Annotated in this window: 11 protein-coding genes; 10 read left to right on the top strand and 1 reads right to left on the bottom strand. The window is 38.3% G+C overall.

Annotated features, from left to right (window positions below; translation table 11 throughout):
• Positions 1–11: 11 nt before the first annotated feature.
• From VJJ80_03515 to VJJ80_03560, 10 genes are all read left to right on the top strand, one after another.
• Positions 12–914 (top strand): hypothetical protein, encoded by a 903-nt coding sequence (locus VJJ80_03515; protein ID HLC39157.1) that lies wholly within the window; start codon positions 12–14, stop codon positions 912–914.
• Positions 915–924: 10 nt separating this feature from the next.
• A complete protein-coding gene (locus VJJ80_03520; protein ID HLC39158.1) occupies positions 925–2,172 on the top strand; it encodes a hypothetical protein in 1,248 nt (415 codons plus the stop codon).
• A gap of 81 nt (positions 2,173–2,253) precedes the next feature.
• Positions 2,254–2,514, top strand: coding sequence for a GIY-YIG nuclease family protein (locus tag VJJ80_03525; GenBank protein ID HLC39159.1), 261 nt, complete (start codon positions 2,254–2,256; stop codon positions 2,512–2,514).
• A 63-nt stretch (positions 2,515–2,577) separates the two neighbouring features.
• The gene (locus tag VJJ80_03530) at positions 2,578–11,676 is read left to right on the top strand and encodes a PKD domain-containing protein (GenBank protein HLC39160.1); all 9,099 of its coding nucleotides are present in this window, start codon (positions 2,578–2,580) and stop codon (positions 11,674–11,676) included.
• Positions 11,677–11,702: 26 nt separating this feature from the next.
• On the top strand, positions 11,703–11,966 hold the full coding sequence (locus VJJ80_03535) for a translation elongation factor-like protein (GenBank protein HLC39161.1): 264 nt from the start codon (positions 11,703–11,705) through the stop codon (positions 11,964–11,966).
• A gap of 61 nt (positions 11,967–12,027) precedes the next feature.
• Positions 12,028–12,393: a Holliday junction resolvase-like protein gene (locus VJJ80_03540; GenBank protein ID HLC39162.1), complete on the top strand. Its 366-nt coding sequence runs from the start codon at positions 12,028–12,030 to the stop codon at positions 12,391–12,393.
• A complete protein-coding gene (locus VJJ80_03545) occupies positions 12,390–12,668 on the top strand; it encodes a hypothetical protein (protein HLC39163.1) in 279 nt (92 codons plus the stop codon). Before VJJ80_03540 ends, VJJ80_03545 begins: the two co-directional genes overlap by 4 nt.
• 10 nt (positions 12,669–12,678) lie before the next feature.
• Positions 12,679–12,906 (top strand): hypothetical protein, encoded by a 228-nt coding sequence (locus VJJ80_03550; protein ID HLC39164.1) that lies wholly within the window; start codon positions 12,679–12,681, stop codon positions 12,904–12,906.
• 68 nt (positions 12,907–12,974) lie between these two features.
• Entirely contained in the window at positions 12,975–13,574 is a 600-nt protein-coding gene (locus VJJ80_03555) for a M50 family metallopeptidase (GenBank protein HLC39165.1), read from the top strand.
• Positions 13,575–13,581: 7 nt separating this feature from the next.
• A complete protein-coding gene (locus tag VJJ80_03560; GenBank protein HLC39166.1) occupies positions 13,582–14,379 on the top strand; it encodes a hypothetical protein in 798 nt (265 codons plus the stop codon).
• A gap of 49 nt (positions 14,380–14,428) precedes the next feature.
• Here the strand turns inward: VJJ80_03560 and VJJ80_03565 are convergent, their stop codons facing one another.
• Complete coding sequence (locus VJJ80_03565) at positions 14,429–15,133, bottom strand: lytic transglycosylase domain-containing protein (protein HLC39167.1); 705 nt, start codon at positions 15,131–15,133, stop codon at positions 14,429–14,431.
• Between the last annotated feature and the right edge of the window lie 111 nt (positions 15,134–15,244).

The following is a 15,244-nucleotide window of genomic DNA, read 5'->3' on the forward strand; positions in this document are numbered from 1 at the left end:
GGGGATTTAAGATGAGATATTATAAATTATCAATTATTTTCGTCATTATTGCTTTATTTTTCGTTGGTGCAAATTCTACGCAAGCGGCTTCTCCTTTTTCCCTAAAAATTTCTCCTTTAACCTTTAATTTTGAAATTAAAAAAGGAGGGAGCGAAACTGATAAAATTTTCTTAACTAACCCGGTAAATTACCAAACCAAAATTAATTTTGAGGTAGAAGATTTTATTATGGAAGACGAGCAAGGAACACCGAAGTTTTTGCCAAAAGGATCAGGAAAAACTACTTTAGCAAGTTGGATTGAGGTTTCAGCTGATAATTTTTATTTGAGTCCAAATGAAACTAAAGAAATTCCTTTTACAATTACAGTCCCCGCAAACGGGGAACCCGGTGGTCATTATGCCGCGATTTTTTTCAAAACTGAGCCGACATCGACCAAAGGGCAGGCCCAACTTGAAATATCGGGTCGGGTAGGAGCCTTAGTTTTGGTTTCAGTGCCGGGTCAAGTTTCCAAAACCGGGGAAATTTTGGAGTTTAAAACCCCGAAATTTGTAAATTCGGGGCCGGTTAAACTTTTTGTGAGATTTAAAAATACCGGCACGGTCCATTATCAACTTGGTGGGACAATAAAAATTTATAATTGGTTAGGTAAAGAAACGGCGACTGTCCAGCTACCCGAACATCTGGTTTTGCCAGGCAGTACTCGCCAATTTGAGGGGAGTTGGAAAGCAAATTTTTTATTTGGCAAATATAAAGCTCGGTTGGAAATGAAAGATGGTGGAGGGAACACAAGAACTGCTGAGGCAATATTCTTCGCTTTTCCATGGAAAATAGGTTTAATAATTTTAGGAAGTTTGCTAATTTTAATTAACATCACATATATAATAAAAAGAAAGTTTAAAATAGTTAGAAAATAAAGGGGGGAAAATGCAAAAAAGAAGCAAGTTTTTATCAATTATGGTAGTTATTTTGACAATTTTTTGGCTTTGGCAAACGACCTTGGCAGCTGATACACAATCTTTAAATATGAATGTGAAAGTGATTGATGTGCTACCCCCTGCCAATGTTTCTAATCTAACCACCTCAGCCGGCGATCGCCACATTACTCTAACTTGGGTTAATCCCACAGATGCTGATTTTAAGGGCGTCAAAATACAAAGAAGAACCAACTATTATCCAGTAGATCCAAATGACGGCGATAATGTTTATAATGGCAAAGAGACGTTATTTGTTGACCAGAATTTAACCAATGATATTCGTTATTATTATACGGCTTTTGTCTATGACTATACTGGTAATTTCGCTTCGGGTGCAGTAACCTCGGCAGTCCCGACGGCGCCAACACTCACCCTACTTGAAGAAGAAGGAAGATTACTTTTGCCAACAACCCCACAGACTAATATCAAGGCTCCGGTTAAAAAAGAAAAAATAGAAACTATCGATTTTAACTTTTATATTGTTTTTGATAAAGGTCCCCTTAAAATTGACCTAAACAATTTGCAGCAGTTGAAGGCAGTCAAAGAATCAAAATTGATGATAACGGTGCGAGATGATATTTTTCCAAAAGAGGTGAATGTTATCGCGGTCACCATCGCTGGTTCTTCATATTTAATGCAACGGGTTCCTGATCAGCATCTTTATCGGACTATTTTTACCATGCCGACCCAAAAAGGAATTTATGATATTACGGTGATTATCATCTATAAAGACGGCACCACTCAAGATGTTAAAATTAAAACCGTCGTTGATCCTTTCGGTTATGTTTACCAAGAAAAATCATTTTTCGGATTTGGCGAAAAGCAAGAAGTTAGAATTAATGGCGCCCAAATCACCCTTTATTATTCAAAAGGTAATAAATGGCATGAATGGAATGCCGAGGAGTTTAACCAACAAAACCCAATAACTACCGATAAGACTGGTGAATATTATTTCTTTGTCCCTAATGGTAAATATTATATGAAAGTAACTAAATCGGGTTATTTAAGTTATCAAACTACGCCTTTTGAGGTTAAAGATCAAGTCCTTAACAAAAATATTAAACTTGTGCCAATTTTTCGGGCTTGGTTTTTGCTGATATTGGCGTTAATTGTGCTTCTTGGTATTATTTTGATAATTGTGATTAAGAAGAGGAAACGAAGATTGCAAAAACCGAAAAATCTAGATATAATAAGCTAGTCCAATTATTGCTGGGGCGATTAGCTCAGCCCCAAAGGGGCCCTTTTCCCCAAGGGAAGCCTTCGGCTCGGAGTGGTAGGTATGACTTATTATGTTCATTTTTTAAAAAGTAAAAAAGATAATCAATTTTACATTGGATGTACAAGTAAAAACCCTAAAGAAAGATTAAAAGAACATAATTTCGGGATGGTAAAATATACTTCGGTACGAAGACCATTTAGGTTGTATTATTTTGAAAGTTTTGCCAATAAAAAGGAAGCATTTAAAAGGGAATGGTACCTTAAGCATCCACAAGGATACCAAGATAAATTAAGAATAAAAAATAAAATAAGCGTAAATTAGCTTTGTAGAATTTATCTTCTGAATTCCAATTATTTCACGAATTAAAAAGAGAGGGAGGGGCTAATGCCCTTTGAGATTCAACCAAGTTTTGTCTTGATAATTTTGGTATTTTTAATGCTATTAAATTTTCTATGGAAAATAGTTAAAATTACTCGATTTCCACGCGGTAATTTAATCGTTTTTTTGTTAATTTTGGTATCTTTTTCCTCATTTATGGCTTTCGGGCTTTCGGAACAACCCCAACAAGTCCAAGCCGCTGCTAAAACTTGGGATGGAGAAGGAACGGATGGAACTTGCGGCGGCGGCGCTGGCGATGGCAATAAATGGTCGTGCGCTTTGAATTGGGATAATGATGCCTTGCCGGTGCCGGCAGATACTGTTACTTTTAATTCCACTTCAACAAAAGACGTGACTATTGATGCGGCTGTCACAGTGGCTGGTTTTACCATCGCTGCCACTTATTCTGGTACCATTACTTCTTCCGCGGGAGCAAACTTAGCCATTAATGGCAACTACTCCCAATCAGCCGGCACTTTTTCACCAGGTTCAACCACAATTACGGTATCTGGACATTTTTTCATCTCAGCTGGCACTTTTACAGCTGGAACATCTACCTTAATTATGACTGGAGATTACAGGGGCCTTGCCGCAGAAGGCAAAACCCTAAATAATCTCACCATTTCTGGAATTGTTGGTATCAATACTAACCTTTCCATAGCTGGAACCGGTATCTTAACGGTCGATGCGGCAAAAAGTATTTATATTTCAGAATATTATACTTTATCAATGTTATCTGGAGCCACCACCACAATAAACGGGACAATTGATGGCATTGGCACCTTGGAATTAATTGATGGATCCGGTGTAAATTTATCTGCGGGCGGGACTTTAAGATCAATTACCAGATTTACGACCTCGACTTCTAACACTACTATTCCAGACCGTGCATACGGCTCAGATCTCGAATTATACAACAATACCGGATCTGGATATTCTGGAATAATGGAGGCAGGCACTACCACCATTAATGATAATTTATATTTATACGCCAATGGCGCCGGCAACATCACTTTAGATGCTGTCACAAATGATCCCGACGTAGATATTGAAGGCAGTTTTGATTATATTGGCACCGGTGCCGGCTTAGAAGATGCTTCGCTTGGTGATGGTAATTGGAATATTGCGGGATCAATAAGTTTGGCCGGTGGAACCTTAACTGATGATGCCTCGAGCGTATATTCCGATGGAGGTGAAGTAGTTGAAGCAATGGGCGTAACGCTGGGGAGTAGTGTCATAAATATAATTAAATATAATGGAGATTTAATTGCGGCTGGTGATTTTACCAATATTGGAGGAGACCCAAATGCCGATTATATTGTTAGATGGAATGGTGCAAATTGGGTGGCGATGGGTTCAGGTTTAAATAATGAAGCAGTAGATTTGTTGGTTTATAATGGCTATTTAATTGTGACAGGTTATTTTACCACTGCCGGTGGTGTGACTGTCAATGGTATCACCAAATGGGACGGGGCAAGTTGGACGGCAATCGGTACCGGAATTTCCGGGAGTCAGGGGTATGCTTTGGGAGTCTACAATGGCAAAATGATTCTTGGCGGCGAATTTACCTCAGTGAGTGGTGTCTCGGCAAATCGGATTATCTCCTGGGATGGCATCACTTGGACAGCGCTCGGGACTGGATTAACAGGTGGGCCGTTTGGCGGTAACTGGGTGAATGATTTAACAATTTATAATTCAGGTTTAGTGGTTGGTGGACAATTTGGCACTGCGGGCGGGGTGACTGCGAACAAGATTGCCAACTGGAACGGCTCAACTTGGTCAACTTTTGGTTCAGGTATTGGCAATCAGTACAGTTCGGTCGCAACGGTTGAGGTTTATCATGGTAACCTATACGCTGGTGGCGGATTTAGGACTGCCGGTGGATTAACGGTAAATGGTATTGCTAAATGGAACGGTGCCGCCTGGTCAGCCTTGCCTGGTGGCGGAACTCCAAATTACGTTTTTGCATTTTTCGTTTATCAAGGAAAGTTGCTTGTTGGCGGAAATTTTAACTTAATTGGTGGCGTCGCCGCAACACGTACCGCATTTTGGGATGATTCTTCATGGTCGACCGCGATTAATATGGATGAAACAAGCTCGAGCGTTGGAAATTTTATTGGTTATAACGGTAAAATTGTTATCGTCGGAGATTTAGATAAAACTTACAATGGTACCATAATTCGCCAATTAATCACTTGGCGGGAAAATTCAGTTACTGTTAATGGCCAAACCTTAAATAATCTAGAAATTACCAATACTTCAGCGGCCGGGGTTGCATTTAAAGACTCAGCGACAATTGCCGGTACCTTTACGGTTGATACCGCTTCGGTTATTTTAAATTTTAACGCCGGTTCTACCTATACTGTCAATAATATTACTCTTAATGGTCAGGCTGGTACGTCAAGGATTAATTTATCAAGTTCAAGTGCGGGCACGGATTGGAATTTAAATGTTTCAGGTGCACAAACTATCAATTATGTTGAAGTTTCAGATTCAGACGCTTCGGGTGGCAGTACAATTGATGCTGATGACGGCACGAACCGTGACCGGGGCGGCAATACAAACTGGGATTTTGATGATTCAGAGGATAGATATTGGGTAGGCGCAGCTCCTGCTGGTTGGAATAACACCGCCAACTGGTCTGATATTTCAGGTGGTTTAGGCGGGCATAGTATCCCATACAGAGCAAATTCAGTCTATTTTGACAATGGCGGCGCTGGCAGTATTACGATTAATGACGATACCGATATCGAAGTGGCTAAATTGACGATTGAAGCGACTTTTCCTGGAGGTTCAACTTTTGATGCGGATAATGTTGAAATTACCTGTAATGGAGATTTTAGTGTATTTGGCGGCACATTCAATGCCGGAACCTCTACGCTAATTATGGATGCGACTGCGGCAAATTCAAATTTAATAACTAATGGTTATACTTTAAGCAGTGTTGAATTTCATCTTGATAATACCGCGGCTGCGAATAGAACGATAATTTTAGGATCAGGACCCGGTGAGACCTTGGCTTTTAGCGGTAATTTTACCTTAGATAATAATGATGACAATAATTTAATTGTCGATTCTGCCTCTAATGATCCAACGATTAATATCATCGGTTCAATCAGTGTTTCTGGTACAGGCGCTGGATCTGATTCACTTCAAATGGGTGACGGCACCTGGACTGTTTCCGGCAATGCTGATCTTTACGGAGGTTCAATTACCGCGAATTCATCTACTTTGGTAATGAATGGTTCAAATAAAAATATTATTGGAGGCAGTAATACACTTCATAATCTCACCATTTCAGGCGTGATTGGTTTAGATGGCAGCCTTAACGTTGATGCCACTGGCACCTTAACGGTAGATAACACTAAAACACTTCAAATTTCGCCATCTGTCACCTTGTCAATGCTATCAGGAGCCACGACTACAATAAATGGCACCATTGATGGTCCGGGCACCCTTGAACTTATTGACGGAGCTGGTGCTAATTTATCCACCTCAAACACCTTAAGAGCCAAAACCAGATTTACCACTTCAACTTCGAATATTACCATTCCTGCCCGAACCTATGGCTCAGACCTTGAGCTCTATAATAATACTGGCTCAAGCTATTCCGGCATTGTTAATGCTGGTTCTATCAGTATTACCGGCAACCTCAATATCAGCGCTAATTCCACTGGTAGCCTGACTTTAAATGCCGCCACCAATGATCCTAATTTTGATATTGAGGGCAGCTTAGATTATACCGGCATCGGTGATGGTTCAGAATCTATCTCCATGGGTGACGGTTCTTGGAACATTGCCGGCTACACAGACTTTACTGGCGGTACCTTAACTCAAGATGACTCTGAAGTAATTATGGATGGTTCAACTAATGCTTGGTCAGGATTCGGTGTTGGTACATCAGGTGAGTACCCATATGTTTTATCGATGACAAATTATAACGGAAAACTTATTATAGGAGGTGGGTTTACGACTATTGATGGAGTTCCTGCAAATTACATTGCTCAATGGGATGGCACTAATTGGACTGCATTGGGCACGGGCATGGATAGTTATGTTCGCGCTTTGACGACATACCAAGGTTATTTAGTTGCGGCCGGTAGTTTTTATACCGCCGGCGGTGTAGCTGTTAACCAAATTGCCAAATGGGATGGTGCGAATTGGTCAGCGATGGGAGAAGGTTTAACCGGCACAAATTCTGAAGTTGACGCGCTTTGTGTATATCGTGATAAGCTGTACGTAAGCGGTGATAGTTTTACGATTGATGGGCAAACTGACAATAGTATCGCCGAGTGGGATGGGTCAGATTGGTCAATCGTAAGCGGTTCACCTTCATCAAGCGTTTTTAGCTTAATAGTTTATAATAATAATCTTATTGTCGCTGCATATGATGAAGTGGTACCCGGGATTAGTTATATTGCCCAATGGGACGGTTCAACTTGGTCAGCCCTTGGAAGTGGTGTAAATAATTATGCCTATAGCTTAGAAATATATAATAATAAATTGATTGTGGGGGGTACTTTTACGACTGCCGGCGGCATTACCGTAAACAGTATTGCCCAATGGGATGGCGCAAATTGGTACGCCATGGGTACGGGCATGGATCAATATCAGCTCGTCAGAGCAATGTATGTAGAAAATAATTATTTATTTGCTGGCGGAAGTTTTACGACTGCCGGTGGAGTGACGGTTAATAAAATCGCCAAATGGAACGGTACGAGCTGGTCGGCGATGGGTACGGGTATGAGTGGAAATGAAGTTTATGCGATTAATTCTTATAATGGTAATTTAATTGCAGGTGGCTCTTTTACGACCGCCGGTGGAGTGACTGTTAATAATATTGCGAAGTGGCGGCCATCAACAATTACTTCTGCTTCGCAGACACTTAACGATTTAACCATTAAAGAAACTTCAACTGAGGGGGTTGTACCGGTTGATACTTTAAATGTCGCGGGGAATTTATCTGTTTCTGCTGATGGGGCAGATAATGCTATTTTTAATGCCGCCGCCAACGATCCAACCATAAATGTTGCTGGTAATGTCGATTTTACCGGAATAGGTGGAGGATCGGAATCGCTCTTAATGGGTGATGGCACTTGGACTGTTTCTGGAAATATCAATTTTACTGACGGTACTGCCACCGCCAATAATTCAATCCTTATTCTTAACGGATCTAATCAACAAAATATTACCAGCGCCGGTAGTTATTTGAATAATTTAATTACCAAAAACACCTCGGTTAATGGTGCCAGGCCGACTGACGCCTTAGTTGTTGATGGGTATTTTTATCTCCAAGCTGATGTCGCCTCGGCAGTTACATTTGATAATGCTAATAACGTTGCTGTTACAATCGCCGGGAATTTATATACCAATCTTGGCATTGGCGCCGGTGACAGAAATCTCAAATTAGGCAACGGTACTTGGCAAGTTGGTAACAATCTTGATTTAAGCCTGGGTACGCTTGATGAGGGAAATTCTACCGTGATTATGACTGCCACTTCGGCCGGCAAAACAATCGAAAGTAACGCTCAATCATTTAATATTTTTGAATTAAATGGTTTAAACGGCGGATGGGATTTATCTTCTATATTAAGAAGTATTAGCCTGACCCTCTCCAATGGTACCTTAACCACCAATGATTTTGATTTAGATATGGGTACGGGATTGGCCGGGGGGAGTTATTCTCAAACAAATGGTATCTTAAATGCTGGAGCCTCACAAATTACTTGTTGGGGAAATTTTTCAGTGACCGGTGGAACTTTTAATGCTAATACTTCGCTAATCACGCTTGGTATCCGAGATTTGGGCAGTTCAACTTTTACGGGCGATGGTTATACATTCAATGACATCGCTTTCGTAAAGGTGCTTGGTGGTGGCGTTGGAACAATTAATTTAGGGTCAGGGACTTTGAATTTTACCGGAGATTTCTTTTTATCCAATTCTTCAGGCAACTTAATTGTTTCCGCAGCCACCAATGATCCTGATGTTAATATTGCCGGGGATTTGTATTCTAATGCTGGCGCAAGCGTTGAAACTTTCGATATGGGAGATGGTGATTGGAATGTTTCTGGGGATGTTAATTTTGCCACTGCGACCATAACCGCTGCAGCTTCAACCTTAATTATGGATGGTGATGCGACAATCCTAAACGGAAATAGCCGAATTTTAAATAATTTAAAAATTAGCGCCGATATTTCAATATCAATAGGAAGCGTTGGTGTTTCGGGAATCTTAACCGTTGATCCTACCCAAATACTCACCATTGAAGCGAACAGGTCAGTCGCTATGTCTAACGGCTCCACTACTACATTAAATGGTGAAATTACCGGATTAGGAAGGTTTATTTTAGCTGATTCAGCGGGTGCTAATTTGTCTGCTGGTGGGACTCTTTCTGCCCCAACCCGTTTTTATGCGAGCACTGGCGATGCGACTGTTGCTCCTCGAACCTATGTTGGGTCAGTTGAATTTTATTCAAGTAATGTTAATCCTCGAAATGTGATTTTAGGTACTGTGCCCGGACAAACAATTAATTTTTCATCAGATTTTAATCTAAACGCGAATGGCAATGGCAATTTAGTAGTTTCTGCCTCTGCAAACGATCCGCAAATTAATATTTCCGGCAATCTTGATTATACCGGTGTCGGATTAGGCACAGAATCAATCACTGCTGGAGACAACACTTGGAGCATTTCCGGGAATGTGAATTTCAGCGATGGCAGTTTTACGCGGGAAGGCTCCTCTTTTATTATGAATGGGTCATCCGCACAATCTTTAACTGCAAACAACGTTAATTTTAATAATTTCACATCTCAAAATTCATCAGCCGCCGGTTTAACCTTAAATGACGGATTTACGGTTTTTGGGACTTTTGCCGATAATACTCCTGACACAAAAATTACTTTTAATGCTGGCTCTACCTACAATTTTACAAATATTGATCTTGACGGAACATTGGGTCAAGAAATTGTTTTAGTTTCATCAACTCCTGGTGCCTCCTGGCTATTAAACGTCACCGCTCTTGTTCCAACCGTTTCGTTTATAGATGTTTCAGATTCAAATGCCTCGGGTGGTTCGCAAATTATCGCCACAAATTATTGTCAAAATTTAGGTAATAATCAAAACTGGTTGTTTGGCGCCGCTCACGTCACAATTAACCCGGTTAGTGCAACAATAAATCTTGGTGAAACTTATCAATTTACTGCCCAAGCGTTTGATTCATCATGGACTTTACTTCCAACTGCCACCATCACTTGGTCGGTCGTGGCAGGTGGTGGTACAATTGATAACACCGGCAAATTTACCGCTGGAAATGAAACTGGGATTTATTCAAACACAATTCAAGCCGAATCGAACGGAATCATTAATAATGCCTCGGTGACCATTAACGAATCACCATCACTACAAATTCCCACTGCCCAAATTTCTGCCCCAGATTCAGCCATTGTTGGTGCGGAAGTTAATTTTTCAGGATTAACTAATTCAACTAACTCCCCTTCGTATTTTTGGAATTTTGACGATAGTCAGACCGGATCGGGTAAAAACATTACCCACACTTTTAGTCAAACCGGTTATTTTGATGTGGTCTTAACCGTGACAGATGCTGATAACCAATCAAAATCCACCTCGCATAAAATTACCATCATTCCTCATGCCCCAATTATTATTAAAGCCGAAGAAGCTGAAGGCTTGGAAGTTTCAGTTTCAGGTACCTCAGATCCAAATATGACCATATTAACCACTCTTACCTCTGCCAAATCAGGCTCTAAAACTTCGGCTAATACTACTTCGAACAATGATGGCTCCTGGTCTATTAAGATTGATTTGGCGACACTAAGCGAAATGAAGCCGGGTTGGTATTATTTTCAAGCCATTGCCCAAGATTCAAACAAAATCTCGAGTGATTTTTCAAATCGCTACGATTTATATCTCGTCTTCATTAATAACCCCGAACAACCTGCTCCCCAAAAACCAGACACATGGTACGATCAAGCATACCAACAAATCAGCACTTTTTTGAAAAGAAATTTACCAAATCCGGTTCAAAAAACGATCAAAAGCATGAATTTGCCCATCACCGCTGTCGCCGCCACTTTAAATATCATTCCTGCTTTAGCCTCATTATTTATTTCAACTACTCCCCAAATTGCACCTTTATTCTTTGCCGTCTGGCAAGAAATTTACCGTACGATTCTTAATATTTTGCAGATCTTGGGTTTTAGAAAGCGTCGCAAGCCATGGGGTACTGTTTATGATTCGGTCACTAAACAACCAATTTCTGGAGCCTTGGTGCAAATTTTTGATGCCGTTTCTGGCCGGTTAAAAGAACAAACTTCCACTGACATTTCTGGCAGATTCGGTTTTCTCGTTAATTCTGGTGAATATTTTATCAAAGCCTCAAAAAATGGCTATAACTTTCCCTCCCTGAACATATCAGGTAATTTAGATGTCGGTTATGAAAATTTGTATCACGGCGAAAAAATTAATGTCAAATATGATTTAGGTGTCATTAATGCAAATATCCCCCTTGACCAAAAAGATTTAGCGCCGGGGGCAGAAAAGAAATACTCATTATTTTTTACAATCCTGCGTTTCTTCGCTAAAATTCAACTTCCGATCTTAATTTTAGGCACCTTAGTTTCCCTGACTAGTTTTTTCTTAGAAAGAACCCTTTTTAACGAATTAACACTTCTATTCTATTTTGCCCTTTGGTTATTTGAATATCTCAAGTATCGCCGCGCTAAAGCATATGGTATGATATTAGATATAGAGACCAAAAAACCGATTATTTTAGCTTCAGTAAGATTATTTGCTTCAGACCAAAAACTATTAAATACCTGTGTTTCTGATTGGTTGGGTAGATACCGTTTCTTAGTTCAAAAAGGCGAATATAATCTTCATGCCGACAAATCAGGCTACAATCCACATCAAGAACAAATTAATATTAACTATGAAGGTGAAAAAAACTCAGTCATTAATAATAATATTAAACTTAAAAAAGCCGCCAACATATCCAACCTGGACCTTGACTCGTCGAATTCAGAATCGCAAAATTTAAACCAAAATAATATTAATAATAACCGGAAATTAGATTTAGATATAGAATAAATATAATATTAATAACAGGAGGTTAGATGGCAAACGAGAAGAAAGAAAAAAAGGTGGGGGAGATCATTCACTATTACACTAATTTGAAAGTCGCGGCGGCTAAATTAACCGATACGCTCAAGGTTAGTGATAAAATCCACATTAAAGGTCATACTTCAGATTTTACTCAAACCTTAGATTCAATGCAGATTGACCACAAAGATGTTAATGAAGCGAAAAAAGGTGATTCGATTGGACTGAAAATTTCAGATCATGCCAGAGAAGGTGACGAAATCTTAAAGGTTGGATAACAAGAATATACTCAAAAATTAAGTCAAATAGAATTTAAATAATTATCTTGGGGCACTTTTTATGTTTAAAACGGTTTTAGTTTTTGTTATAATAGTCTTAATATTGATTTTGATTATTAGATATTTATGGATTAAAAATTATGTTTTGAAAACTCAACTTAAAGATATAAATTTTCGAAAACAAAGCCAATCAACAAAATACGGTAAAATGACTGAACAATTTTTACCATTTTTAGATCAATATCCATTTGATGAACATAATTTTCGTTTTATTGGTAACCCTATCGACGGTGTTCAATTTGAAGAAAATGAGATTATTTTCATCGAATTTAAAACCGCGAATTCAAAAATGAGCCAAAAACAAAAATCAATTAAAAATTTAGTTGACAACCATAAAGTATCTTTTAAAGAATATAACATAAAATGAAATTATTAGAATCAATCTTTGCCTCAAAAGCACAAGCCAAATTAATCAATTTATTTTTCCAAAATCCAAACCAAAGTTTCTATCAGCGCCAATTGGTACATCAAACTGGCGAATCTTTAGGAAGTATTCAATATGAAATTAAACGTTTAATTGGCATCAATTTATTAACCTTTGAAAAAGAAAAGCGAAAAATATATTATAAATTAAATCGTGATTTTTATCTCTATCCCGAATTAAGAGATATTGTCATCAAAACCGCTCAAAAAAATTTATAAAGGAGGCAAGTTGAATAAAGATTTTAAGCAAGGTCAAATCGTTAAATTTATAAATAAATCTAAGGTATATAATTTGGATAATAAAACTGAATTTGAAGTTCTCAAAGGCACCACCGGAGAAGTAATATTAGATGAAGATGCCGGCGAAATCGGATCGTGCAAAATAAAATTAAATAACAAAAAAGGCGAAAGTATCATTATTGAATGTGATGATAGTAATTTGCAAATCGCTAAATAAGCATGATTGAATTTATTATTGTTCTCATAATTGTAATTTTTGTAGGGTATATATTGGAACGTTTTTTAATGTCAATTTTCGGTTACCATATATTTCGCTTATTAATAATTCCTGGAATTTTTGTCCATGAATTATCACATACCCTTGTTGCTAAAATTTTTGGAGCAAAAATTAAAAAATTTGAATTTTTAAAAGCTGACGGCGGCGAAGTCGCCTATACTAAACCGGTTTTGCCACTTTTATCACAACCTGCCATTTCTCTCGCACCGATATTAGGAAGTTCATTAATTTTGTATTTTTTAGGCTCAAAATTAGGTTTTAATCTTCAAAGTTTAGGACAAAATTTTTCCTTAATTGACTTTGGCAATCTCGTTGCCCCCCTAAGATTAAATATAACCAAAAGTGTTATTTTAATATATCTTGTCTTAAGTTTAACCGCAGCCATGACACCATCCAAAAAAGATTTAACAAACGCTTTACGGGGTTTAATTGCCTTAATAATTTTAGCTGGTTTAATCTATTATTTTTATCCAGCCTCAAATCAATTTTTTGGTCACTTAGCTTCAATATATTTATTTGCAGTTTATGTAGTGATTCTGGCGCTTATTATTAGTTTTATTTTTTGGACAATTAAAAAATTAATTTTTTTATCGATAGGCAAGCGATAATTTATTTATGAAGAAAAAAATATTAATAATTTTATCAATAATATTAGCCGCAATAATTATTACTATATTCTTGGTTTTAGGAATTTTTTTATTTAGGAAAATTTCCAGTCTTGAAACTAGCCCAGTTCCCACCAAAGTTTCTGAAACAATTTTATATCAATCCAATTTTTCATCTTCCATAGTACTAAGTGATTGGCAAATTGCAGGCTCTAGCGACGCGAAAAATAAATGGAAAATAGCCAATAACAGCCTAATTGCCACAAATAACAATGACCAAAATACCTTAGCAATTTTAAAATCTGGCCGAAATTGGACAGATTATGAAGTTAGCACAAGTTTTTTAATTAATAATCCGGTCGAATTTGGTTTTTTAATTCGGGACTTAAATCCCGAAAATTATTATGAAATTAGGTTGATCCCGGATTCTAATAAAAATTCAGCCATTATTCAATTAAATAAAACTCAAAAGGGATCAATGACAAATTTATTAAATACGAATATAGCATATTTTTTAGGTCAAAAAAATCAAGTTAAAATTAAGATTCAACAAAACACCTTCAATATCTCAATTAACTCAAAAAATATTAGTTCACCCATTAATGATAAAAAAAATTCCATTACGAATGGGAGTTTTGGGTATTTTCTACAAAGTCGTGGTAGTATACACTTTTATGACTTAAAAATTAATAATTTAAGTTTAGCCCAAAATAAGGGACAAGTTCTTTCTGAAAAAAATGTCCTTGACGAAGCTGGTCAGTTGGATATTGAAATTAATCAACTTTTAAAAGAAATCGGCGCTGAATAAATAATAAAAAAAGGGTCCCGCAGAATGAACTTTGGGAACCCTTTTTTATTTAGTATCCGAAACTTTTTGCGATGGCTAAAACCTTATTAACATATGCAGAAGAGTGGTTATAGTGCCATAAAGCACCAGCCACAGATCCTGAGGTTCTCATGTTGGCAGAAATATAGTTAGCCGCAGAGAAGATCGCGTCGGCGACAGAGTAAATTGAAGCGACCCCGTCACTGTTACCGTCAACCGCGTAAGCTCTAAAAGTTGAAGGTAAGAACTGCATCGGGCCAGTCGCACCCGCATAAGAAGAGCGAGAAGTATCGCCAGATTGGCCAGATTCAACAGAGTGAACCGCAGCTAATACTTGCCAGGGAACACCGAATCGTGCGCCAGCCGCTTGATACAAAGCATCAAAGCCACCAGGACCAGGTTTTACAGAAGTGACAACCGGTCGAGAAGCGACGATTTGTTTGGTTTGTCGTTGGGTTTTGGCTAATCGAAGCTCTTGAGCATCGTTAGATTCACCAACGGCAATGTTAATTTTGTAGTTTGGTTTACTAACCGCTAACACATAAGCAGATTTGCGGTCGATAGCTAATTTAATGCTCTCAGCCGCTTGAGCTTTAGTAACTAAAGCGTTAGGATTTTTAGGGTCAATCGCAAAGTGAATTTTTAAGGTGTCATTTTGGGGTTTGGCTGAAACTGAGGCCCCTAAAGTGCTAACCACCATTAAGGCGATTAAAGACACTTTGATGGTTTTAAACATTAACTCATTTCGGCCTTTGGCAATTGGCTGATATAACCCTCCAAAACACCTAAAGAGGTGCTTGAAACTAAAAAGAAGCTAAATTATAGCTTCCCATTAGCTTCATTTTCC

The sequence above is a fragment of the Patescibacteria group bacterium genome (assembly GCA_035288465.1).
GTDB lineage: Bacteria > Patescibacteriota > UBA1384 > DATEAH01 > DATEAH01 > DATEAH01.

Bases quoted from the DNA above. Each gene is read 5' to 3' on its own strand.
- VJJ80_03515 (HLC39157.1), top strand. From the start codon at position 12: ATGAGATATTATAAATTATCAATTATTTTCGTCATTATTGCTTTATTT.
- VJJ80_03520 (HLC39158.1), top strand. From the start codon at position 925: ATGCAAAAAAGAAGCAAGTTTTTATCAATTATGGTAGTTATTTTGACA.
- VJJ80_03525 (HLC39159.1), top strand. From the start codon at position 2,254: ATGACTTATTATGTTCATTTTTTAAAAAGTAAAAAAGATAATCAATTT.
- VJJ80_03530 (HLC39160.1), top strand. From the start codon at position 2,578: ATGCCCTTTGAGATTCAACCAAGTTTTGTCTTGATAATTTTGGTATTT.
- VJJ80_03535 (HLC39161.1), top strand. From the start codon at position 11,703: ATGGCAAACGAGAAGAAAGAAAAAAAGGTGGGGGAGATCATTCACTAT.
- VJJ80_03540 (HLC39162.1), top strand. From the start codon at position 12,028: ATGTTTAAAACGGTTTTAGTTTTTGTTATAATAGTCTTAATATTGATT.
- VJJ80_03545 (HLC39163.1), top strand. From the start codon at position 12,390: ATGAAATTATTAGAATCAATCTTTGCCTCAAAAGCACAAGCCAAATTA.
- VJJ80_03555 (HLC39165.1), top strand. From the start codon at position 12,975: ATGTCAATTTTCGGTTACCATATATTTCGCTTATTAATAATTCCTGGA.
- VJJ80_03560 (HLC39166.1), top strand. From the start codon at position 13,582: ATGAAGAAAAAAATATTAATAATTTTATCAATAATATTAGCCGCAATA.
- VJJ80_03565 (HLC39167.1), bottom strand. From the start codon at position 15,133: ATGTTTAAAACCATCAAAGTGTCTTTAATCGCCTTAATGGTGGTTAGC.